The sequence below is a fragment of the Sphingomonas populi genome (assembly GCF_004208535.1).
Lineage (GTDB): Bacteria > Pseudomonadota > Alphaproteobacteria > Sphingomonadales > Sphingomonadaceae > Sphingomonas > Sphingomonas populi.
This window is the reverse complement of sequence record NZ_SGIS01000017.1, coordinates 55,499-77,485: the sequence shown is the minus strand read 5'-3', so window position 1 is coordinate 77,485 and position 21,987 is coordinate 55,499. Positions and strand designations below refer to the sequence as shown.

18 protein-coding genes are annotated in these 21,987 nt (G+C 66.4%); 9 read left to right on the top strand and 9 right to left on the bottom strand.

Going from position 1 to position 21,987, the window contains the following annotated elements; all coding sequences use genetic code 11:
• Positions 1 to 59: 59 nt before the first annotated feature.
• Positions 60 to 1,451, bottom strand: a complete 1,392-nt coding sequence (locus tag EWE75_RS12560) for a TIGR03013 family XrtA/PEP-CTERM system glycosyltransferase (protein WP_130157955.1) — start codon at positions 1,449 to 1,451, stop codon at positions 60 to 62.
• 203 nt (positions 1,452 to 1,654) lie between these two features.
• On the opposite strand from EWE75_RS12560, the gene EWE75_RS12555 reads away from it, so the two are divergent.
• Genes EWE75_RS12555 through glgX form a run of 6 tightly spaced genes read left to right on the top strand, consistent with a single transcriptional unit; the run spans position 1,655 to position 12,528 of the window.
• Positions 1,655 to 4,120: a glycogen/starch/alpha-glucan phosphorylase gene (locus EWE75_RS12555; protein WP_130157953.1), complete on the top strand. Its 2,466-nt coding sequence runs from the start codon at positions 1,655 to 1,657 to the stop codon at positions 4,118 to 4,120.
• Positions 4,121 to 4,147: 27 nt separating this feature from the next.
• Positions 4,148 to 6,301 carry a 1,4-alpha-glucan branching protein GlgB gene (glgB, locus tag EWE75_RS12550; RefSeq protein WP_130157950.1) on the top strand — a complete coding sequence of 718 codons (2,154 nt, stop codon included), beginning with the start codon at positions 4,148 to 4,150 and terminating at the stop codon, positions 6,299 to 6,301.
• Between the two features lie 16 nt (positions 6,302 to 6,317).
• Positions 6,318 to 7,580, top strand: a complete 1,263-nt coding sequence (gene glgC / locus EWE75_RS12545; RefSeq protein ID WP_130157948.1) for a glucose-1-phosphate adenylyltransferase — start codon at positions 6,318 to 6,320, stop codon at positions 7,578 to 7,580.
• A gap of 3 nt (positions 7,581 to 7,583) precedes the next feature.
• On the top strand, positions 7,584 to 9,035 hold the full coding sequence (gene glgA / locus EWE75_RS12540; protein WP_130157946.1) for a glycogen synthase GlgA: 1,452 nt from the start codon (positions 7,584 to 7,586) through the stop codon (positions 9,033 to 9,035).
• Positions 9,032 to 10,660 (top strand): alpha-D-glucose phosphate-specific phosphoglucomutase, encoded by a 1,629-nt coding sequence (locus tag EWE75_RS12535; protein ID WP_130157944.1) that lies wholly within the window; start codon positions 9,032 to 9,034, stop codon positions 10,658 to 10,660. Before glgA ends, EWE75_RS12535 begins: the two co-directional genes overlap by 4 nt.
• A complete protein-coding gene (gene glgX, locus EWE75_RS12530; protein ID WP_130157942.1) occupies positions 10,660 to 12,528 on the top strand; it encodes a glycogen debranching protein GlgX in 1,869 nt (622 codons plus the stop codon). Before EWE75_RS12535 ends, glgX begins: the two co-directional genes overlap by 1 nt.
• Positions 12,529 to 12,543: 15 nt before the next feature.
• Here the strand turns inward: glgX and EWE75_RS12525 are convergent, their stop codons facing one another.
• Entirely contained in the window at positions 12,544 to 13,266 is a 723-nt protein-coding gene (locus EWE75_RS12525; protein ID WP_130157940.1) for a hypothetical protein, read from the bottom strand.
• A 128-nt stretch (positions 13,267 to 13,394) separates the two neighbouring features.
• Here EWE75_RS12525 and EWE75_RS12520 point away from each other — a divergent pair, with 128 nt between their 5' ends.
• The gene (locus tag EWE75_RS12520; RefSeq protein WP_130157938.1) at positions 13,395 to 14,297 is read left to right on the top strand and encodes a LysR family transcriptional regulator; all 903 of its coding nucleotides are present in this window, start codon (positions 13,395 to 13,397) and stop codon (positions 14,295 to 14,297) included.
• A gap of 7 nt (positions 14,298 to 14,304) precedes the next feature.
• Here EWE75_RS12520 and EWE75_RS12515 read toward each other — a convergent pair whose 3' ends face one another.
• On the bottom strand, positions 14,305 to 14,814 hold the full coding sequence (locus EWE75_RS12515; protein ID WP_231708334.1) for an OsmC family protein: 510 nt from the start codon (positions 14,812 to 14,814) through the stop codon (positions 14,305 to 14,307).
• 181 nt (positions 14,815 to 14,995) lie between these two features.
• Between EWE75_RS12515 and EWE75_RS12510 the strand changes: the two genes are divergently transcribed.
• On the top strand, positions 14,996 to 15,409 hold the full coding sequence (locus EWE75_RS12510) for a DoxX family protein (RefSeq protein WP_130157935.1): 414 nt from the start codon (positions 14,996 to 14,998) through the stop codon (positions 15,407 to 15,409).
• A gap of 3 nt (positions 15,410 to 15,412) precedes the next feature.
• Here EWE75_RS12510 and EWE75_RS12505 read toward each other — a convergent pair whose 3' ends face one another.
• Positions 15,413 to 16,291 (bottom strand): helix-turn-helix domain-containing protein, encoded by an 879-nt coding sequence (locus EWE75_RS12505; RefSeq protein ID WP_130157932.1) that lies wholly within the window; start codon positions 16,289 to 16,291, stop codon positions 15,413 to 15,415.
• Between the two features lie 107 nt (positions 16,292 to 16,398).
• Here EWE75_RS12505 and pobA point away from each other — a divergent pair, with 107 nt between their 5' ends.
• The gene (pobA, locus tag EWE75_RS12500) at positions 16,399 to 17,568 is read left to right on the top strand and encodes a 4-hydroxybenzoate 3-monooxygenase (protein WP_206364753.1); all 1,170 of its coding nucleotides are present in this window, start codon (positions 16,399 to 16,401) and stop codon (positions 17,566 to 17,568) included.
• 130 nt (positions 17,569 to 17,698) lie between these two features.
• Here pobA and EWE75_RS12495 read toward each other — a convergent pair whose 3' ends face one another.
• The 5 genes from EWE75_RS12495 to EWE75_RS12475 all read right to left on the bottom strand — a co-directional run bounded on the left by EWE75_RS12495 (position 17,699) and on the right by EWE75_RS12475 (position 21,938).
• Complete coding sequence (locus EWE75_RS12495; RefSeq protein ID WP_282432692.1) at positions 17,699 to 18,706, bottom strand: aldo/keto reductase; 1,008 nt, start codon at positions 18,704 to 18,706, stop codon at positions 17,699 to 17,701.
• Positions 18,707 to 18,717: 11 nt separating this feature from the next.
• On the bottom strand, positions 18,718 to 19,656 hold the full coding sequence (locus tag EWE75_RS12490; RefSeq protein ID WP_130157928.1) for a Gfo/Idh/MocA family oxidoreductase: 939 nt from the start codon (positions 19,654 to 19,656) through the stop codon (positions 18,718 to 18,720).
• A gap of 131 nt (positions 19,657 to 19,787) precedes the next feature.
• Positions 19,788 to 20,627: a class III extradiol dioxygenase subunit beta gene (locus tag EWE75_RS12485; protein ID WP_130157926.1), complete on the bottom strand. Its 840-nt coding sequence runs from the start codon at positions 20,625 to 20,627 to the stop codon at positions 19,788 to 19,790.
• Between the two features lies 1 nt (position 20,628).
• Positions 20,629 to 21,039, bottom strand: coding sequence for a protocatechuate 4,5-dioxygenase subunit alpha (ligA, locus tag EWE75_RS12480; protein ID WP_130157924.1), 411 nt, complete (start codon positions 21,037 to 21,039; stop codon positions 20,629 to 20,631).
• A complete protein-coding gene (locus tag EWE75_RS12475) occupies positions 21,036 to 21,938 on the bottom strand; it encodes an amidohydrolase family protein (protein ID WP_130157922.1) in 903 nt (300 codons plus the stop codon). The genes ligA and EWE75_RS12475 overlap by 4 nt, the downstream gene beginning before the upstream one ends.
• Positions 21,939 to 21,987 lie beyond the last annotated feature (49 nt).

The window sequence follows — 21,987 nt, the reverse complement described above, 5'->3', positions numbered from 1 at the left end:
GGTGGGGGAGCGGGCTGGCACCGCAAAATGCGCGCTTGCGTGCATTTTCATACAGACGCCTACCGCACGCCTTCGGGGAACAGCACGACGCGGATCGTCTGAAGGATGATGAGCAGATCGAGGAACGGCGAATAGTTCTTCGCGTAATACAGGTCGTATTCGAGCTTGTGCCGCGAATCCTCGATCGAGGCGCCATAGGGATAGTTGATCTGCGCCCAGCCGGTGATGCCGGGCTTCACCATATGCCGCTCGGCATAATAGGGCAGTTGCTGTTCGAGATCCTCGACGAACTGCGGCCGCTCGGGGCGCGGGCCGACGAAGCTCATCTCGCCTTTCAGCACGCTCCACGTCTGCGGCAGTTCGTCGATCCGGCATTTGCGGATGAACCGGCCGACGCGGGTGATGCGCGGATCGTCCTTCTCGGCCCAGACCGCCTGACCCGAGATCTCGGCATCCTGCCGCATCGATCGCAGCTTGATGCAATCGAAGCCGACCCCGAACAGCCCGACCCGGCGCTGGCGGTAGAACGCCGGCCCCCGGCTCTCGAGCTTGACCGCGATCGCGGTGAGCACGATCACCGGCGCCATGAATGCGAGCAACGTTGCGCTCGCGCAGATGTCGAACAGTCGCTTGAACATGCTCGAAAACATCCGGCCCGACGAGAAACCGTCGGAAAAGATCAGCCAGCTCGGGTTGACGCTCTGCAAATCGACCCGCCCGGTCTCGCGTTCGAGGAAGGTCGAAATCTCATTGACGTGGACGCCGGTCGTCTTGATGCGCAGCAGATCCTTCAGCGGCAAAGCGTTACGCCGTTCCTCCAGCGCCAGCACCACTTCGCTCGCATTCAACAGCACGACATGGTCGGCGAGGTTGTAGATCGCGTCGCGCGCGATCGCCTCGGGGATGACGCGCGTCGCCGCCTCGCTCATCGCGACATAGCCGACCACGACGAAACCCGCCCCCGGTGCCGCCGCCAGCGCCTTCAGCCGCGCCGCGCGCGCGCCCGCGCCGAGCACGACGATCCGCCGCTTGAAGATCTGCGCGCCCAGCGCCTTGCCGAGCAGCATCCGCATCGTCATCAGCAGCGCCACGCTGATGACCATCGAATAGAGCAGGTTGGATCGCCAGAAGGTCGCGCCGGGCACGAGGAAGAACACCACGCTGAGCAGGATCACCGCCAGCGAGATCGCCACCACCAGCCGCGCCAGCGCGAAGCGCAGCGATTGCAGCGATTGCGCGCTGTAGACGCCGGTCGCCATCATCGCGACCTCGACACACAAAGCGAAGGTGGCGAGTTGCGGAATGCGATGCTGGATCGGATCGACGATGCTGCCGAGCTGATGGATGCGCAGCACATAACCGGCCTCGCCCGCGATCACGAGCAGCGCGATATCGAGCAGCCCGAGCAGCAGCACGGCGTTGGGAATGTAATGCTTGAACAGCCTGATCATCGTCGCGCGGCCCCGGTGGCATGTGTAAGCAATTCCGACATGCCTTGGCCATGTCGCAGAAATTGACAAACAAAGGCTAAACGTCGCCGGAGCGGTCGCCTGATTGCGCCCTCGCAAAATCGTTACGGTCGCGCGACGGATTCGCTCTCTACAAAGCGCTTCCGCCGCGATAGGCTCGCATCGGGTTTCCCTGGGGGATTTCGATGATCAAGGCCGTGTCCACTCTCCCGAAGCCGACGCCGCGCGCCACCGATCCGGCGGTGCTCGCGGCCGAGATCGTCGAGCGGCTCACCTATCGGAGCGGCAAGAACGCGGCCGCCGCCAAGCCGCACGACTGGCTCGCCGCGGTCATCAACGTGATCCGCGACCGCATCATCGATCGCTGGATCGCCTCGACTCAGGAAACCTATGACGAGGGCGGCAAGCGCGTCTATTATCTCAGCCTGGAGTTCCTGATCGGTCGGCTGATGCGCGATGCGGTCTCGAACCTCGGGCTGATGGACGAGATGCGGCAGGCGCTGGCATCGCTCGGCGTCCAGCTCGACCTGATCCGCGAGCTTGAGCCGGATGCCGCGCTCGGCAACGGCGGCCTCGGTCGGCTGGCGGCATGCTTTATGGAGTCGATGGCGACGGTCGATGTGCCCGCCTACGGCTATGGCATTCGCTACGTGAACGGCATGTTCCGGCAGGAGATCCACGACGGCTGGCAGATCGAACTGCCTGAAACCTGGCTCGCGCACGGCAACCCGTGGGAGTTCGAGCGGCGCGAATCGAGCTACGAGATCGGCTTCGGCGGCATCGTCGAGCCGAGCGCGGCGGACGGCAGCGGCGACGATGCCCGCGTGTGGAAGCCGGGCGAGCGGCTGATCGCAACCGCTTACGACACACCTGTGGTCGGCTGGCGCGCCGAGCGCGTCAACACGCTGCGGCTGTGGACCGCGACGCCGATCGACCCGATCCTGCTCGACCGCTTCAACGCCGGCGACCATCTCGGCGCGCTCGCCGAGAGCAACAAGGCGGACAGTCTCGCGCGCGTGCTCTATCCGGCGGATTCCAACCCCGCCGGGCAGGAACTGCGGCTCCGCCAGGAATATTTCTTCTCCTCGGCATCGCTTCAGGACATCGTGCGCCGCCACGTCCAGTATTTCGGCGACATCCGCACATTGCCCGAAAAGGCCGCGATCCAGCTCAACGATACGCATCCCGCCGTCTCGATCGCCGAGATGATGCGCTTGTTGATCGACGAACACGATCTGTCGTTCGACGAGGCGTGGGCGGTGACTCAGCCGACCTTCGGCTACACCAACCACACGTTGCTGCCCGAGGCGCTGGAGACGTGGCCGGTGCCGCTGTTCGAACGGCTGCTGCCGCGCCACATGCAGCTCGTCTACGCGATCAACGCGCGCCTGCTGATTCAGGCGCGCCGCGAAAAGGGCATGGACGATCGCGCCATTGCCGCGATCTCGCTGATCGACGAGACCGGCGAACGGCGCGTCCGCATGGCCAATCTCGCCTTCGCCGGCTCGCACAGCGTCAACGGCGTGGCGGCGCTCCATACCGAACTGATGAAGCAGACCGTGTTCGCCGATCTGCACCGCATGTTCCCGGATCGGATCAACAACAAGACCAACGGCGTCACCCCGCGCCGCTGGCTGCAACAGTGCAACCCGGAACTGACCGGGCTGCTGCGCGAGACGATCGGCGATACCTTCCTCGACGATACCGAGGCGCTGTCCGCGCTCGACGCCTTCGCCGACGATTCCGCATTTCAGGCGAAGTTCAAGGCGGTCAAGCGCACCAAGAAGGCCGCGCTCTCCAACCTGCTGCGCGAGCGGATGGGGCTGAAGATTGATCCGACCGCTCTGTTCGACATCCAGATCAAGCGCATCCACGAATATAAGCGTCAGCTCCTCAACATCGTCGAGGCGGTCGCGCTCTACGACCAGATCCGCTCGCACCCGGAAAAGGACTGGCAGCCGCGCGTGAAGCTGTTCGGCGGCAAGGCCGCGCCGAGCTATCACAACGCCAAGCTCATCATCAAACTGGCGAATGACGTCGCGCGCGTCATCAACCACGATCCGGCGGTGCAGGGGCTGCTCAAGATCGTGTTCGTGCCCAATTACAACGTCAGCCTCGCCGAAGTGATGATGCCAGCCGCCGATCTGTCCGAACAGATTTCGACCGCCGGCATGGAAGCGTCGGGCACCGGCAACATGAAGTTCGCGCTCAACGGCGCGCTGACGATCGGCACGCTCGACGGCGCCAATATCGAGATCAAGGATCACGTCGGCGACGAGAACATCATGATCTTCGGCCTCACCGCCGAGGAAGTGACCGCCAAGCGTGCCGGCGGGTACAACCCGCGCGAGACGATCGAAGGCTCGCGTGAACTCAGTCAGGCGCTGTCGGCGATCGCTTCGGGCGTGTTCTCGCCCGATGACCGTGATCGCTACCGCGCGCTCACCGACGGCATCTACGATCACGACTGGTTCATGGTCGCGGCGGACTTCGACGCGTACCACACTGCGCAGCGCGCCGTGGATTCGCTCTGGGCCGACGAGACGGCATGGTATTCGAAAACCATTCGGAACACCGCGCGCGTTGGCTGGTTCTCCTCGGATCGGACCATACGACAATATGCCAGCGAAATCTGGGGCGTCCTGCCATAGCCAGATTTCAGTGAGAAGGAGTGCGCGGTGAAACCCGGCGAAGCGGAAGCGATCGTCGCGGGTACGCATGGTGACCCGTTCGCGGTGCTCGGCGTACATCGTGACGGCAAGGCCATCGTCGCACGCTGCTACATTCCCGGCGCGGAGAGCGTCGCGGCCTTCACGCTCGACGGCGCGCCACTCGGCGACCTCGCCTCGGCCGGCCCGGATGGGCTGTTCGCCGGCAAGGTCGCGCTCAAGGCGCCGCAGCCGCTACGCTATCACGCCAACAACGCCGGCGGCGACTGGTGGGTCGATGATCCCTATGCCTATGGCCCGGTGCTCGGCCCGATGGACGATTATTACATCGCCGAGGGCACGCATCTGCGGCTGTTCGACAAGCTCGGCGCGCATCCGCTCCACCACGAAGGCAGCGACGGCATCCACTTCGCGGTGTGGGCGCCCAACGCGCAGCGCGTGTCGGTGGTCGGTGGGTTCAACCAGTGGGACGGTCGGCGGCACGTCATGCGCCACCGCCGCGACACCGGCATCTGGGAAATCTTCGTCCCCGGCATCGGCACCGGCGAGCCGTACAAGTTCGAGATTCTCGCCGCCGATGGCACGCCGCAGCCGCTCAAGGCCGATCCGTTCGCCTTTCACGCCGAGGTTCGCCCCGCCACCGCATCGATCACCACCGCGCCGCTCGCGCACGCATGGGGTGACGCCGACCACCGCGATTTCTGGTCGAAGGCCGATGCGCGCCGCCAGCCGATCTCGATTTACGAGGTCCACGCCGGATCGTGGCGGCGCGACTGGCACGGCAATTTCCTGAGCTGGGACGATCTCGGCGCGCAGATCATCCCCTATGTCGTCGAGATGGGCTTCACCCATATCGAGCTGATGCCGATCACCGAGCATCCCTATGATCCGAGCTGGGGCTATCAGACCACCGGCATGTTCGCGCCGACCTCGCGGTTCGGCGACGGCGAGGGTTTCGCGCGCTTCGTCGACGGCTGCCACCGCGCCGGCATCGGCGTGATCCTCGATTGGGTGCCAGCGCATTTCCCGACCGACGCGTTCGGGCTGGAGCATTTCGACGGCACCGCGCTCTACGAACATGCCGATCCGCGCCAGGGCTTCCACCCCGACTGGAACACCGCGATCTACAATTTCGGGCGCAGCGAAGTGTCGGCGTTCCTCGTCAACAGCGCGCTCTACTGGACCGAAAAGTTCCACCTCGACGGCCTGCGCGTCGATGCGGTCGCGTCGATGCTGTACCTAGATTATTCGCGCAAGGCCGGCGAGTGGGTGCCCAACGAACAGGGCGGCCGCGAGAATTGGGCGGCTGTCGAATTCCTTCAGCGCATGAACATCGCGGTCTACGGCGCGCACCCCGGCATGATGACGATCGCCGAGGAATCGACCTCCTGGCCCGGCGTCAGCAAGCCCGTCCACGAAGGCGGCCTCGGCTTCGGTTTCAAATGGAACATGGGCTTCATGCACGATACGCTCGCCTATCTGGCGCGCGATCCGTTGTACCGGCACTGGCACCATGACGAGATCCTGTTCGGCCTTGTCTATGCCTTTTCCGAGAATTTCGTGTTGCCGCTCAGCCATGACGAGGTGGTCCACGGCAAGGGCACCTTGCTCACCAAGATCGCCGGCGACGACTGGCAGAAGTTCGCGACGCTGCGCGCCTATTACGGTTTCATGTGGGGGTATCCCGGCAAGAAATTGCTGTTCATGGGGCAGGAATTCGCCCAGCGCCGCGAATGGAGCGAGAGCCGCCAGCTCGATTGGGAGCTGCTCGAAGCACCCGCGCATGAGGGCGTGCGCAGCCTCGTGCGCGATCTCAACCACCTCTACCGCGACACGCCCGCGCTCCACGCGCGCGATTGCGAGGGCGAGGGGTTCGCGTGGGTCGTCGCCGACGATCGTGCCAATTCGGTGTTCGCCTGGGTCCGCCGCGCACCCGGCGAAGCGCCGGTCGTGGTCGTCACCAACTTCACCCCGCAGTTGCTCACCGGCTACCGGCTGACGCTGCCGGCGGGCGGGCAGTGGCGCGAGATCCTCAACACCGATGCGCACATTTACGGCGGCACCGGCGCTGGCAATATGGGCGGAGTCGAGGCGGCGGAGGATGGCGCGGCGGTCATCACCGTCCCGCCGCTCGGCACGCTCATGTTCGAACATACCATCTAACGGGAGAGAGGCAGTCATGGTCGAACGGAGAGGCGCACCGCTTGCACGCGACGCAATGGCCTATGTGCTGGCCGGCGGTCGCGGCAGCCGGTTATGGGAATTGACCGATGTGCGCGCCAAGCCCGCCGTCTATTTCGGCGGCAAGGCGCGGATCATCGATTTCGCGCTGTCGAACGCGCTCAACTCAGGGATTCGCAGGATCGGCGTGGCGACCCAGTACAAGGCGCATTCGCTGATCCGCCACCTCCAGCGCGGCTGGAACTTCTTCCGCCCCGAACGCAACGAGAGTTTCGACATCCTGCCCGCCAGCCAGCGGATGGAGGAATATGGCTGGTATTCGGGCACCGCCGACGCGGTGTACCAGAATCTCGACGTGATCGAGAGCTATGCGCCCGAGTTCATGGTCATCCTGGCGGGCGATCACGTCTACAAGATGGACTATGAATTGATGCTGCAACAGCACGTCGATTCGGGCGCCGACGTGACAGTGGGGTGCCTCGAAGTGCCGCGCATGGACGCGACCGCGTTCGGCGTGATGCACGTCGACGAGGCTGACCGCATCATCGCGTTCTTCGAAAAGCCCGCCGACCCGCCCGGCATCCCGGCCCAGCCGGAGCTCGCGCTCGCCTCGATGGGCATCTACGTGTTCCGCACCAGCTTCCTCGCCGATCTGCTCCGCCGCGATGCCGCCAATCCGGAGTCGAAACATGATTTCGGCGGCGACATCATCCCCTATGTCGTCGAACACGGCAACGCGGTGGCGCACCGGTTCGCGGCAAGCTGCGTGCGGTCGGAACTCGAACAGAAGGCCTATTGGCGCGATGTCGGCACGATCGATGCGTATTGGGAGGCCAATATCGACCTCACCGATGTCATCCCGGAACTCGACATCTACGATCGCGCCTGGCCGCTCTGGACCTATTCCGAGATCACCCCGCCCGCCAAGTTCGTCCATGATTTCGAAGGGCGGCGCGGCAGCGCGATCTCGTCGCTGGTCGCGGGCGGCTGCATCATCTCGGGGTCGGCGTTGCACAGGAGCCTGATCTTCACCGGCGTGCGCGCGCACAGCTATTCGTCGATCTCCGAAGCGGTGGTGATGCCCTATTGCGAGATCGGGCGCGGTGCGCAGTTGTGCAAGGTGGTGGTCGATTCGCACGTCAAGATCCCGGCCGGGCTGATCGTCGGCGAAGACCCGGTGGCGGATGCGCAGCGCTTCCACCGTACCGAACAGGGCGTGGTGCTCATCACCCAGCCGATGATCGACCGGCTGGCCGTCTGACGCATGGTTGACGTTCTCGCGGTCGCTTCCGAAATGCACCCGCTGGTTAAAACCGGCGGGTTGGCCGATGTGGTCGGCGCGCTCCCGGCGGCGCTCGCGCCCTACGGCGTGCGCGTCACCACGATCCTGCCGGGCTATCCCGCCGTGCTCGCGGCGCTGCCGGCCACGCGCACGGTGGCGCGCTATGCCGACCTGTTCGGCGGCCCGGCGCGCGTGCTGCGCGCGACGCTCGGCGACACCCGCCTGCTCGTGCTCGACGCGCCGCTGCACTTCCAGCGCGACGGCAGTCTCTACGGCGACCCGAGCGGCCGCGAATGGCCCGACAACTGGCAGCGTTTCGCGGCGCTGTCGTCGGTCGCGGCGGACATCGCCGGCGGTGCGATCAAGGGCTATGCGCCCGATCTCGTCCATGCGCATGACTGGCAGGCGGCGCTGACGCTCGCCTATGTCCGCCACGGCCGCCGCCCCGATCTGCCCACGGTGGCGACGATCCACAACCTCGCCTTCCAAGGCCGGTTCGACGCCGACATCTTCCCCGCGCTCGGCTTGCCGTGGAGCGCTTTCGCGACCGACGGCGTCGAATATTATGGCGGCGTCGGCTATCTCAAGGCCGGGCTGTATTACGCCGACGCGATCACCACGGTCAGCCCGGCCTATGCCGACGAGATCCTGACGCCGACGCACGGCATGGGCCTTGAAGGATTGCTCGCCTCGCGGCGCGGGCGGCTGCACGGCATCCTCAACGGCATCGACACTGCGGAATGGGATGCGGCGACCGACCGCCATGTCCCCGTTCATTACGGCCCGCGCGGCCTCGCCGAACGCCGCCGCAATCGCCGCGCGCTCGAAAAGCGGTTCGGCATCGCGCCGGGCGACGGCCCGCTGTTCGCGGTGGTGAGCCGGCTGACGTGGCAGAAGGGCATGGATATCCTCGCCGACGAGATCGACGATCTCGTCGCGATGGGCGGGCGCCTCGCGGTGCTCGGCTCGGGCGATCGCGGTATCGAGGGCGCAATGCTCGACGCCGCCGCGCGCCACCGTGGCAAGGTCGGCGTGATAACCGGATATGACGAAAGCCTGTCGCATCTCGTCCAGGCCGGCGCCGACGCGCTCCTCATCCCCTCCCGGTTCGAGCCGTGTGGGCTGACCCAGCTCTACGCGCTGCGTTACGGCTGTATCCCGGTCGTCGCGCATACCGGCGGGCTCGGCGATACCGTGATCGACGCCAATCAGGCAGCGCTCGCCGCCGGCGTGGCGACCGGCGTGGTGCATGATCCCGGCACGCGCGAGGCGCTCCACTCGGGCATCCACCGCACCATCGCGCTCTACCGCGAGCGCGAGACATGGGCGACGATGCAGCGCGCCGGCATGCGTGCCGATTTCTCTTGGCGGCAGAGCGCGGCGCGCTATGCGGCTCTGTACCATTCGCTCCTTCAAGAACGGACGCCAGCATGATCGAGACCGTGCCGACGACGGCCTATCAGGACCAGAAGCCCGGCACCTCGGGGCTGCGCAAGAAGGTCCGGCACTTCCAGCAGCCAAACTATATCGAGAATTTCGTCCAAGCGATCTTCGACAGCCTCGAAGGTTTCGCAGGCCAGACCTTGGTGTTGGGCGGCGACGGGCGCTATCACAACCGCGAGGTGATTCAGGTCGTGCTGCGCATGGCGGCGGCGAACGGCTTCGGTCGCGTGCTGGTCGGGCAGGGCGGTATCCTCTCGACCCCGGCGGCGAGCAACGTCATCCGCAAATATCAGGCGTTCGGCGGCATCATCCTCTCGGCCAGCCACAATCCCGGCGGGCCGGACGAGGATTTCGGCATCAAGTACAATATCGCCAACGGCGGCCCCGCGCCCGAGAGCGTGACCGACGCGATCTACGCGCGCACCCAGGTGATCGACGCGTACAAGACCGTCGCCGCGCCCGAGATCGACATCGATACGATCGGCGAGAGCATCATCGCCGGCATGTCGGTTCAGGTGATCGACTCGGTCGCCGATTATGCCGCGCTGATGGAAACCCTGTTCGACTTCAACGCGATTCGCGACCTGATCGGGTCCGGTTTCCGCGTCGTGTTCGATGCGATGAGCGCCGTCACCGGCCCCTATGCGCTTGAGATCATCGGTCGCCGGCTCGGCGCGGGCGAGGCAGCGGTGTTCAACGGCGTGCCGCTGCCCGATTTCGGCGGGCACCATCCCGACCCGAACCTCGTCCACGCCAAGGAACTCTACGATACGCTGATGGCCGCCGACGCGCCCGATTTCGGCGCGGCCTCGGATGGTGATGGCGACCGCAATCTCATCATCGGCCAGCACATCTTCATCACGCCGTCGGATTCGCTGGCGATGCTCGCCGCCAACGCGCATCTCGCGCCGGGCTATGCCGCCGGTCTCAAGGGCATCGCCCGCTCGATGCCGACCAGCGGCGCTGCCGACCGCGTCGCCGAGAAGCTCGGCATCCCGCTCTACGAAACGCCGACCGGCTGGAAGTTCTTCGGCAATCTGCTCGACGCCGGCATGGCGACGATCTGCGGTGAGGAGAGCGCCGGCACCGGCTCGGATCATGTCCGCGAGAAGGACGGGCTGTGGGCGGTGCTGCTGTGGCTCAACATCCTCGCCGTCCGCCGCGAGAGCGTCGCCGCGATCGCCGAACAGCATTGGGCGACCTATGGCCGCAATTACTATGCGCGCCACGATTACGAGGGCATCGACACCGCCGCCGCCGACGCGCTGATGGCCGAACTGCGCGGCAAGCTGGCGACATTGCCGAGCAGCGACGTCGCTGGCCTGCGCATCGCCAGCGCCGACGATTTCGCCTATACCGATCCGGTCGACGGCTCGGTCAGCGCGAAACAGGGCATTCGCATCGGTTTCGAAGGCGGCTCGCGCGTGGTGTTCCGCCTGTCGGGCACCGGCACCTCCGGCGCGACCTTGCGTGTGTATCTCGAACGCTACGAACCCGCCGACGGCGATCTTGCACAGGAGACTCCGCAAGCGCTCGCACCGCTCATCACCGCTGCCGAAGCCATCGCCGGCATCGCCCGCCACAGCGGGCGCAGCGAACCCGACGTCGTCACCTGATGGAGCCGCCTTTCCCGCCCGGCGCGTGCGCAGTCGAAGACGGCACGCATTTCACGATCTGGTCCGAACATGCCGAGACCATCGACGTGCTGCTGTTCGACGCCGACGATGCCGAGATCGCGCGGCAACGGCTCGAGGCGGGGCAGGGCGGCTGGCATCATGCCTTTATCGAAGCGATCGAGCCGGGCGCGCGCTACGGATTCCGCGCGAACGGGCGCTACGATCCGTCGGCGGGCCATTGGTACGATCCCGCCAAACTGCTGGTCGATCCTTACGCGCGCGCGATCGACCGCCCGTTCCGGCAAGACCCGCGGCTCGGCCAGCGTGGTTATGATACCGCCGCGCTCGTCCCCAAGGCGATCGTCACGACACTGCCCGAGCCGGGTTTCCCCGAGCCGCCGCGCTTCACGCCGGGCGGACTGATCTACGAGATCGGCGTGCGCCCGTTCACGATGCTCCACCCCGACGTGCCCGAGGCGCAACGCGGCACCATCACCGCGCTCGGCCACCCGGCGGTGATCGCGCACCTCAAGAAGATCGGCGTCTCGGCGGTCGAACTGATGCCGATCTCCGCGTGGATCGACGAGCGCCATCTGCCGCCATTGTGGCTGCGCAATGGCTGGGGTTACAACAGCGTGCCGTTCATGGCGCTCGATCCGCGCGTCGCGCCGGGCGGCATCGGCGAGTTGCAGGACGCGGTGGCGAAGCTGCACGCCGCCGGGATCGGCGTGATCCTTGACATGGTGTTCAACCACAGCGGCGAGAGCGACGCGATGGGCGGCACATTGTCGCTGCGCGGCATCGACGGCGCCGCTTATTTCCGCATGGCCGACGGCATGCTCATCAACGATACCGGCTGCGGCAACACGTTGGCGTGCGAACGCGCGCCGATGCAGCGGCTGATCCTCGATACGCTGCGGCATTTCGTCGTGAATGCGGGCGTCGACGGCTTCCGTTTCGATCTCGCGCCGATCCTCGCGCGCGGCCCCGACGGTTTCGATCCGCATGCGCCATTGTTGGCCGCCATCGCCGCCGATCCCGTGCTCGCCGACCGGGTGATGATCGCCGAGCCGTGGGATCTCGGCCCCGGCGGCTACCAGCTCGGCAATTTTCCACCCAACTGGCTCGAATGGAACGACCGCTACCGCGACGACGTGCGCCGCTTCTGGCGCGGCGACGAGCATAGGCTCGGCGATTTCGTCACGCGCATCGCAGGATCGTCCGACGTGTTCACCGGCGCGGCCACCCGCTCGGTCAGCTTCGTCGCCGCGCACGATGGTTTCCCGCTCGCCGATCTCGTCGCCTATTCCGCCAAGCACAATGCGGCCAATGGCGAGGGCAATCGCGACGGCCATGACCCCAATTTTTCCTGGAACAACGGTGTCGAAGGGCCGAGCGACGATCCCGCGATCCGCGACGCGCGCCGCCGCGACGTGAAGGCGCTGCTCGCCACCGTGTTCGCCACGCGCGGCACGATCATGCTCACCGCCGGCGACGAATTCGGCCGCACCCAGCGCGGCAACAACAACGCCTATTGCCAGGACAATGCGATCACCTGGCTCGACTGGGCCAACCGCGACATTGATCTGGAGGACTTCACCGCTGCCCTCGCGGGGCTACGCGCGCGCAGCCCGCATTTGTCCGGTCCGACGATGCTCACCGGCGGAGACGTCGCGTGGCTGCGCCCCGACGGCGGCCCGTTCGAGGACGCGGACTGGCACGCGCCGGATGCGGGCGCGATCGCGATCAAGCTCACCGGCGTCAGCGTGCTGTTCAACCGCACCGAGGCGGCAGTCACCTTCGCCGATCCGGCGAAGACGGTGCCCGCGCGCAGCGTCGCGTTCGTGCTTGACGGGGAGCCGGCGTAACCTTCGGCGTAAAGATCAGGCGCGCGCGATCCAGCCGGCCAGCGTGATCACCGGCGCGCTATACCCGCCGATCATCACGATCAGGATGAAGGCCGTCTGCACGCCCGCCCCCCACCAATAGGCCGAATGAATCGAGCCGCGCGCGCGAACGTCATACACCATCCCCGCGATGACATAGAGCATCAGGCCGACATAGACCGCCACCGGCGCCCACACGCCGAGCAACGGCATCGGCAGGATGCGCCCCAGCGCAGGCGAGATCACCACCGCCATCGCGCACAGCATCAGCCGCTTGTGCCAGTCGGGCCGGTTGCGCAGCCGGATCGCGGCGGCGACGAGCCCACCGAACACGAGCACACCCAGCCCGTCGATCAGCAGGAACACGCCCGGCGGGAAGAAGAACGGCACCGCGCCACGGCGCATGCACATCACCGTCACCACCAGCCCGAGCACCACCATCAGCGTCGCCAGCACGCCGCCGACCACGCCGAGCCGGCGGTGAATCGCGACCGACCCGCTCGCGACGAGGCCGTTTTGAAGCAGGTAGAACCCCACCCAACTCACGAACACCATCGCGTGCAGGTGGATCTGGATCGGCAGCGACGTCGGCGGCTGAGTCATCCGCGCATAGCTCATCGAAAAGCCCGCCACGACCGTAACCGCGAAGGCGATCGCCATCGCAAAAAAGAATCTGCGTTCGGCCGAAACCGGGTCCTGCGCGGATGCAATCGACGCCATGAAGTCCCCCCACACCTGCCCGACGAATGACGAAGGTAATAGCATACACCGCGCCGCTGGCGAAGGATTGGCGATTTTCGACATGGCGCGCGGTGGACAAGCCCGGCGCGGCGGGGGCATGAAACCCCATGCAGCCCGGCACGCCGACCTTCGATCAGTTGCGCATCTTCCTCGCGGTGGTCGAAACCGGCAGCTTCGCCGGCGCCGGGCGGCGGCTCGGCCGGGCGGTGTCGGTGGTCAGCTACGGCATCGCCAATCTCGAAGCGCAGCTCGGCGTGGCGCTGTTCGCGCGCGCCGGCACCCGCCGCCCGACCTTGACCGAGGCCGGCCATGCCGTGCTCGCCGAGGCGCGGATGGTGTCGAGCGGCATGGACGGGCTGCGCGCCAAGGTGAAGGGCCTGCTCGATGGGCTGGAGGCGGAGGTCGATCTCGCCGTCGACGTGATGTTCCCGGCGCATCGCCTTGCCGCCGTACTGCGCGCGTTTGCCGAGACCCACCCGACGGTGACGCTGCGGCTGCATGTCGAGGCGCTCGGCGCGGTGGCTGCACTGGTGCTGGAAGGGCGGGCGGTGATCGGGCTGGGCGGGCCGCTTTCGGCGACGATCGAGGGGCTTGTATCGCGCGCCGGCGGCAGCGTGACGATGCTGCCAGTCGCCGCGCCCGGCCATCCGCTCGCCCGGCTTGATCCGGTGCCGCCCGGCGCGGCGCGTGAACATGTCCAGCTCGTGCTCAGCGATCGTTCGCGGCTGACCGAAGGGCGGGACTTCGCGGTCATCAGCCCGCGCACCTGGCGGCTTGCCGATCTCGGCGCCAAGCATGCCTTGCTGCGCGAGGGGATCGGCTGGGGCAACATGCCGTTCGAGGCGGTCGCGGCCGATCTCGCCGCTGGCCGGCTCGTCCGGCTCAGCTTGCCCGACGGACCGCTCGACCTCTACCGGTTTCGCGGCGTCTGGCGACGCGATCGGCCACCGGGGCCGGCGGCGGCGTGGCTGCTCGACCGGCTGGTCGAGGACGGCGCGAACGCCGACTGAGCGCGATTCAATGCTCGGTGAAGTCGAACGAACCACGCCCGACTGCGATCAGCGCTTCCATGTCCGCCATATGCGTCACCGCCGGCTCGCACGGCGGCGTCGCGGCGCTCGCTTGCGTCTCGACTCGCGCGCCGCCGGTCAGTGTGCGGTGGACCGGGCAGCGATCGGCGATCTCGATCAGCCGGGCGCGCTGCTCCGCGTCGAGATCGCCGTCGATCGCGATTCGGCGGGTGAACAGATCGGGCGGCGTCACGCCGGTCTCGCGGCGATGGCCGACCTGCGTGCGGATCGCACCGACCGGCCAGCCTTTCTGCGTCGCATAGAGCCGCAGCGTCATCGTCGTACAGGCGGCGAGCGCCGAGCACAGCAGCTCGTAAGGAGTGGGGCCGCTGCCAAGTCCGCCCGCCGCGACCGGCTCGTCGGCGAGGATCGTCGTCCCGCCGGTTTCGATGCGGATCTGGAAACGGCTAGCGCCGGTCTCTTCGGCGATGGCGCCGCCGGGCAGCGGATCGGTCATGCGGTTGCTCCTGCTATGATGCTGCGTCATGCCATTCGCCGCGCGCGGCGTCACGCGCGCAGCTTTTCTATTTTATCGAACACAGTCGCCGACTTTATTCTACTGTTCCGCAGGAGGCGGCCTCACCATCTTGGTGGAGACGGCGGGCGTGTGCCTCGCCACCTTCATCGGGACATGATTCATGGCTACGCTTCCACACTCTTCCGCCGCTTCGCAGTCCGCATCGGCGCTGCCGCTGATCGGCCGCGTGCTGATCGCGACGATCTTCATCCTCAGCGGCATCTCCAAAGTCACCGCGCCGGCCGCGACGATCGGCTACATCCAGTCCGCCGGCTTGCCGCTGCCGCAGGTCGGACTCGCCGTGGCGGTGCTGATCGAACTCGGCGGCGGCATCGCGCTGGTGCTCGGCTACCGCACCCGCATCGTCGCGGCGATCCTGGCGGCGTTCGCGATCGTCACCGCCTTCGCCTTCCATTCGGCGCTCGGCGACCAGAGCCAGTTCATCAACTTCTTCAAGAACGTCGCGATGGCCGGCGGCCTGCTCAACGTCGTCGCGTTCGGCGCCGGTGCGTGGAGCCTCGACGCGCGGCGGTGATCGTCACGCCCCCCGCGCCGCACGAAACCGGCGCGGGGATTGCCCGGCATGGCGCGTGAAGAAGCGCGAGAAATAGGCCGGGTCTTCGAACCCCACCGAATATGCGATCTCGTTGACTGACATGTTGGTGTAGAGCAGCAGCCGCCGCGCCTCGAGCATGGTGCGCTCATCGAGCATCGCGCTCGGCGACAGTCCGCCGACCCGCGCGCACGCCAGCCGCAATGCCGTCTCGCTCACGCCGAGCGCGGCGGCCTGTGCGGCGACACTCTCGCGGTGGCGGAAGCGCGCCTCGATCCGCTCACGCAAATGCGCCACCACCAGCGCCTGCCGCCCCGGCGCATCGCCCTCCAGCCGCGCCACCTGCGCCCGGCGCAGCGCCCGCACCAGGATCGCCAGCACCTCCGCCTCGACCGCGCTGCGCTGCGCCGGGCCGATCCAGCCGAGCTCGCGCAGCATCTGGCTCACCGACCGCTCGATCGCGCCGCGATCCTCGCCATCGAGCGCGACCGCCTGCGCGTGCCGGAACAGCCGCCCGAGATCGCGGTCGCGCTCGGCAAGCTGCGTGACGTAGCTGTCGGCAAGCGTGATGACCCAGCCGCGCGATTCACTGTGCCACGCGAAGCCGTGGATCACGCCGGCGGGGATCAGCAGCAGCGCGGGCGCGTCGAACCGGCACGCGACGCCTTCGGCCTGCATCGTCCCGCCGCCCTCGGCGATCAGGATGACATGGTTGAGATCGCGGTGGAGGTGCGGCTGAATCGTCCATTCGCTCGGCCGCGAGCGATCGTCGAGGCTTTCGACATGGACGAACCCCTCGCGCACCGCACGCTGCGGCTCGCCGTAGAGGTAGAAGCTCGGGACGGCGCTGGCGGGCGCGCGCATGGCGGCATATCCTTCGGTTGGATCGTCCAGATATCCGGTCGCCGCGCCCATGTCCAACCAACCCCTCCATGGGCATCCTCCCCCCAACGAAAAGCGGGAGAGCATGCGTGAAGACACAGGTGGCGATCGTCGGTGCCGGGCCGGCCGGGCTGTTGCTCGGGCATCTGCTCCGCGCCGAAGGGCTGGACGTCGTCGTCGTCGAGCGGTCTTCCGCCGACTATGTGCTCGGCCGCATCCGCGCCGGCGTGCTCGAAACGACGCTCACCGATCTGCTCGACCGGCTCGGCCTCGGCACGCGGATGCACGCGGAAGGGCTGCCGCACGATGGCTTCAACCTCGCCGATGGTGAGCGGCTGATCCGCATCGATGTCGGCGCGCTCACCGGGCGGCAGGTGATGGTCTATGGCCAGACCGAGGTGACGCGCGACCTGATGCATGCCGCCGACGCGCGCGGGCTGGAGGTGATCTACGAGGCCAGCGACGTCGCGCTCCACGACATCGAGAGCGACGCGCCGTATTTGACCTATGAGAAAGACGGCGCGCAGCACCGCATCGACGCGCGCTTCATTTGTGGTTGCGACGGCTATCACGGGCCGTCACGCAAGGCGATGCCGGCGTCGGTCGCGCAAAGCTTTGAGAAGGTCTATCCGTTCGGCTGGCTCGGCATTCTCGCGGATGTGCCGCCGTGCAACCACGAACTGATCTACGCCAACCACGCCAACGGCTTCGCACTCGCCTCGATGCGCTCGGCGACGCGCAGCCGCTATTACATCCAAGTGCCGCTCGACGAGAAGCTTGAGGCGTGGCCCGACGACCGGCTGTGGGACGAACTCGCCGTCCGGCTCGGCCCCGACGCCGCCGCGCACATGACACGCGGCCCCGCGCTGGAGAAATCGATCGCGCCGCTGCGCTCGTTCGTGTTCGAACCGATGCGCCACGGCAGCCTGTTCCTCGCCGGCGACAGCGCGCATATCGTGCCCCCGACGGGCGCCAAGGGACTCAACCTCGCCGCCTCCGACGTGGCGTATCTCTCCGACGCGCTGATCCGCTGGTTCAAGAGCAACGACGGCGCCGGCATCGCCGGCTATTCCGACAAGGCACTCGCCCGCGTCTGGAAGTCCGAGCGCTTCTCATGGCAGCTCACCAACCTGATGCACCGCTTCCCCGGCAGCGACGCCTTCGATCGCCGCATGCAACTCGCCGACTTGGATTATATCGCGTCTTCGGTGGCGGCGCAGACCACGATCGCGGAGAATTACGTGGGATTGCCGCTGTAAGGGACCTGCTCCCCTCCCTGGAAGGGAGGGGCTGGGGGTGGGTCGGCCAGTGGGGGACCGTTTCGCCGGCCCCAAAACCACCCACCCCCAACCCCTCCCTTCCAGGGAGGGGAGAAAAGCGCGAAGTCGCCTACGCGAGTACCTCACCCGGCAGCAGTTCCGTTTCGATCATCGCCTGCATCGGAGCCGTGTAGCGTGGGCCGGCGATCTCATGAATCGCGAACATCGCATCGACCGCTGCCAGCGTCGCCGCCGGGATCGGCGTGGCGAGCGTGGCGAGATCCTCCTCCAGATGCGCGATGCTGCGCGTACCTGGCAACGCAATCACATGTGGCCCGCGCGACAGCACCCAGGCGAGCGCGAGTTGGGCGGGAGTCGCGCCGACATCCGCCGCAGCGGCATCGAACGCCGCGACCAGATCGAGGTTGTGCGCGAGCTGCGGCGCGATGAAGCGCGGCATGGTCGCGCGGATATCGCCGGGCTTATAGGCGTCGTCGCGGATCGCCCCTGCCAGCATCCCGCGCGCGACCGGCGAGAAGGCGACGAAGGCGATGCCGAGATCGCGGCAGGTCTCCAGCACCGCCACTTCGGGGTTGCGCACCAGCGGCGAATATTCGCTCTGCACCGCCGCGACGGGGTGAACCGCATGCGCGCGGCGGATCGTCTCGGCGGACATTTCCGACAGCCCGACCATGCCGATCTTGCCCGCCTCGATCGCGCGCGCGAGCGCACCGACCGACTCCTCGATCGGGACAGCCTTGTCGAGCCGGTGCAGGTACATCAGGTCGATATGGTCGGTGCCGAGCCGCGCCAGCGAACGGTCGATCGACGCGGTGATCGCCGCCGCACTGCCGTCGAGCGAGCGCTTGCCGTCGATCATATCGAGCACGCACTTGCTGGCGAGGGTGAACTCGGCGCGCCGGTGCATCACCGCGCGGTTGAGCAGCTTCTCGTTCTCACCGCCACCATACAAAGCGGCGGTATCAAGCATCGTCACGCCGAGATCGAGCGCGGTGTTGAGCAGCGCGACCGCCTCCGCCTCGGGCGGGGTCACGTCATAGGCGTGGCTGAGGTTCATGCACCCGAGGACAATCGCCGATACCGGGCGATCCCCGAGTGTTCGAGTTTCCAAAGCCACGCAATTCTCCTTTACTTCAACTGCTCTTCCAATGCGCCGAGCACGCGGTAGCACGGCAGCACCTGCGCGACCGAAGAGTTCGGCTCACGACCCTCACGGATCGCGGCGATGAACTCGCGGTCCTGCAATTCGATGCCGTTCATCGACACATCAACTTTCGACACGTCGATCGGCTCTTCCTTGCCGTTCACGAGATCGTCGTAGCGCGCGATATAGGTTGCGGTGTCGCCGATGTAGCGGAAAAACGTCCCGAGCGGCCCGTCATTGTTGAACGACAGTGACAAAGTGCAGATCGCGCCGCTCTCCGCCTTCAACTGGATCGACATGTCCATCGCGATGCCGAGCTCCGGGTGGATCGGCCCTTCGATGGCATTGGCCTTGACGATCGGCCCGGCTTGATAGGCGAACAGATCGACCGTGTGCGCGGCGTGATGCCACAGCAGATGGTCGGTCCAGCTCCGCGGCTGGCCCTTGGCGTTCATGTTCTTGCGGCGGAAGAAATAGGTCTGCACGTCCATCTGCTGGATGGCGAACTCGCCCGCGACGATGCGGTTGTGGACGAACTGGTGGCTCGGATTGAACCGCCGCGTATGCCCGACCATGCAGGTGAGGCCGGTTTCCTGCTGCTTGGCCAGCACCGCCTCGGCATCGGCAAGGCTGTCGGCCAGCGGGATCTCGACCTGAACGTGCTTGCCCGCCTCCATGCACGCGATCGCCTGGGCGGCGTGCATCTGCGTCGGCGTACACAGGATCACCGCGTCGACATCGTCACGCGCGAGCGCATCGGCGAGTTCGGTCGAGCTGTGCTTGGCGCCATATTTGGCGGCGACGGCGGCGGCCTGCTCGGCGGTGCGGCTGATGATCGAGACGATCTCGACACCGTCGATCTGCTTGAGGCCATCGAGATGCTTTTCACCAAAAGCACCGGCGCCAGCGAGGGCGATTCTCATAGTCTTTCTCCCTCTCCCGCTTGCGGGAGAGGGCCGGGGAGAGGGGCTGTCCCTCCACCGACCCATTGGTTGTTTTGCGAGACTGCCCCTCTCCCAACCCTCTCCCCGCAAGCGGGGCGAGGGCTATTTCGTCAAACCGGCTCCAGCACGATATGCCCGACCGCCGTATTGCTCGCCGGCACATGATAATGCCGGTGCAACACCCGCGTCGCCTTGCCCAGCGCACCGCGCATGATGAGCCACATCACCATCTCGATGCCTTCCGAGCCAGTCTCGCGCAGATATTCGATATGCGGAATGTGCCGCAGCCGATCACTGTCGCCGACCAGACCATCGAGGAAATCATTGTCCCAAGCCGCGTTGATGAGGCCGGCGCGCGGCCCCTGCAACTGGTGGCTCATCCCGCCGGTGCCCCACACCTGCACGTTGAGATCCTCCTCGAAACTCGCCACCGCGCGCGCGATCGCCTCGCCGAGCGCCCAGCAGCGGTTGCCCGAGGGCGGGGGGTACGTCACCACGTTCACCGCGAGCGGGATCACCTTGCAGGGCCACGCCTCGGGCTTGCCGAACATCATCGACAAGGGAACGGTCAGCCCATGATCGACGTCCATCTCGTTGATGATGGTCATGTCGAACTCGTCGATGATCAGGCTCTGCGCGATGTGCCAGGCGAGATCGGGGTGCCCCTCGACCACCGGCACCTTGCGCGGCCCCCAGCCTTCGTCGGCGGGCTGGTAGCTTTCGCCACAGCCGATCGCGAAGGTTGGGATGATCTTCATGTCGAACGCAGAAGCATGGTCGTTATAGACCAGGATCACCACGTCGGGCTTCTGCTCGGCCTCCCAGCGTTTGGTCCACTCGTAGCCGGCGAAGGCGGGCGCCCAATAGGGTTCGGCGGTCTTGTCGAAATCGCTCGCCACGCCGAGCGCGGGGATGTGCGACGAGGCGACGCCAGCGGTGATGCGTGCCATGTCAGCGGCCCTCCCGGATCGAGCGTTGCCCTTCGGCCGAGCGGCCGCCGGCGATCATCATCGCCGCATACTCATCAAGGCTCATGCCGCTCATCGTCGAAACCGCCTGCAGGAAGGAGAGGCCATCGGTCGAGAACAGCTTGGCCAGGAAATAGATGTTGCCGCCGAGATCGAGCAGCCGGTTGTAATCGCGCGCCAGCACCGCTTGCTTCTGCTCTTCGGTCATCGCCCAGCCGTCGAGATAGGCGCGCTCGTCCGCCTTCCAGCGCTCGCGATTCTCGGGCTTCATCAGGCTCATCGCGAACTGGTTGAGATGATAGCCGGCCCGCGCGCGCTTGGCGGTGAACACGCGCGTGCCGGGAATATCGTCGAACTCGGCGAGATACGCGTGGATATCGGTCACACGGTTCATGATGTTTCCTCGGGCCAATACAGCCGCATCGGATTGTCGACGAGCAATTTGCGTTGCAGCGCCTCGGTCGGCGCGATGCGCGGGATCATGTCGACCAACGTGCCGTCATCGGGCATGTGGCCGACCATGTTGAGATTGGGATGCGGCCAGTCGGTGCCCCAGATCACGCGATCGGGGAAGCTCTCCACCACCTTCCGCGCGAACGGCACGAAATCGTCATAGGTCGGCGGGCCGGACTTCGACAGACGCTCGGGGCAGGTGGTCTTGCACCAGATGTTGTCGCCTTCCATGAACGTCAGGAAGCGCGCAAACTCTGGTCCGTCCGCATCCTTGGTCACGTCGGGGCGGCCCATGTGATCGACCACGACGGTGGTCGGCAGCGACGTGAAGAAATTCCACTTCTCGGCGAGATCGGCCGCCTCGAAATAGATCACGATATGCCAGCCGAACTCGGCGATCTTATCGATGATGCCGCGATAATAAGCATCGGGCTTGGGATCGACGAGCCGCTTCACATAGTTGAACCGCACGCCACGCACGCCCGCGTCATGCATCGCCGCCAGCTCGTCGCGGCCGATATCGGCCTTCACATCGGCAACACCCCGCGCGCGGCCGCCGGCATGGACCAGCGCGTCGACCATCGCGCGATTGTCCTTGCCGTGGCAGGTCGCCTGCACGACGACGTTGCGCGAAAACCCGAGGAAATCGCGCAGTTCGTAGAGTTTGTCCCGGCCAGCGTCGCACGGCGTATATTTGCGCTCCGGCGCGAACGGGAACACGTCGCCGGGGCCGAACACATGGCAATGGGCATCGACCGCGCCGGGCGGTGGCGTGAAAACGGGCTTGGTCGGCGCCGGATCGAAGCACAGCCAGTTGGCGTCCATCGTGAAAGCGGTCATGCGGCCACTCCCATCTCCGTTCGTCCCGAGCGAAGTCGAGGGACATGCC

Coding starts and splice junctions, on each gene's coding strand:
- EWE75_RS12560 (WP_130157955.1), bottom strand. CDS start 1,451: ATGATCAGGCTGTTCAAGCATTACATTCCCAACGCCGTGCTGCTGCTC.
- EWE75_RS12555 (WP_130157953.1), top strand. CDS start 1,655: ATGATCAAGGCCGTGTCCACTCTCCCGAAGCCGACGCCGCGCGCCACC.
- glgC (WP_130157948.1), top strand. CDS start 6,318: ATGGTCGAACGGAGAGGCGCACCGCTTGCACGCGACGCAATGGCCTAT.
- glgA (WP_130157946.1), top strand. CDS start 7,584: ATGGTTGACGTTCTCGCGGTCGCTTCCGAAATGCACCCGCTGGTTAAA.
- EWE75_RS12535 (WP_130157944.1), top strand. CDS start 9,032: ATGATCGAGACCGTGCCGACGACGGCCTATCAGGACCAGAAGCCCGGC.
- glgX (WP_130157942.1), top strand. CDS start 10,660: ATGGAGCCGCCTTTCCCGCCCGGCGCGTGCGCAGTCGAAGACGGCACG.
- EWE75_RS12525 (WP_130157940.1), bottom strand. CDS start 13,266: ATGGCGTCGATTGCATCCGCGCAGGACCCGGTTTCGGCCGAACGCAGA.
- EWE75_RS12520 (WP_130157938.1), top strand. CDS start 13,395: ATGCAGCCCGGCACGCCGACCTTCGATCAGTTGCGCATCTTCCTCGCG.
- EWE75_RS12515 (WP_231708334.1), bottom strand. CDS start 14,814: ATGACCGATCCGCTGCCCGGCGGCGCCATCGCCGAAGAGACCGGCGCT.
- EWE75_RS12510 (WP_130157935.1), top strand. CDS start 14,996: ATGGCTACGCTTCCACACTCTTCCGCCGCTTCGCAGTCCGCATCGGCG.
- EWE75_RS12505 (WP_130157932.1), bottom strand. CDS start 16,291: ATGCGCGCGCCCGCCAGCGCCGTCCCGAGCTTCTACCTCTACGGCGAG.
- EWE75_RS12490 (WP_130157928.1), bottom strand. CDS start 19,656: ATGAGAATCGCCCTCGCTGGCGCCGGTGCTTTTGGTGAAAAGCATCTC.
- EWE75_RS12485 (WP_130157926.1), bottom strand. CDS start 20,627: ATGGCACGCATCACCGCTGGCGTCGCCTCGTCGCACATCCCCGCGCTC.
- ligA (WP_130157924.1), bottom strand. CDS start 21,039: ATGAACCGTGTGACCGATATCCACGCGTATCTCGCCGAGTTCGACGAT.
- EWE75_RS12475 (WP_130157922.1), bottom strand. CDS start 21,938: ATGACCGCTTTCACGATGGACGCCAACTGGCTGTGCTTCGATCCGGCG.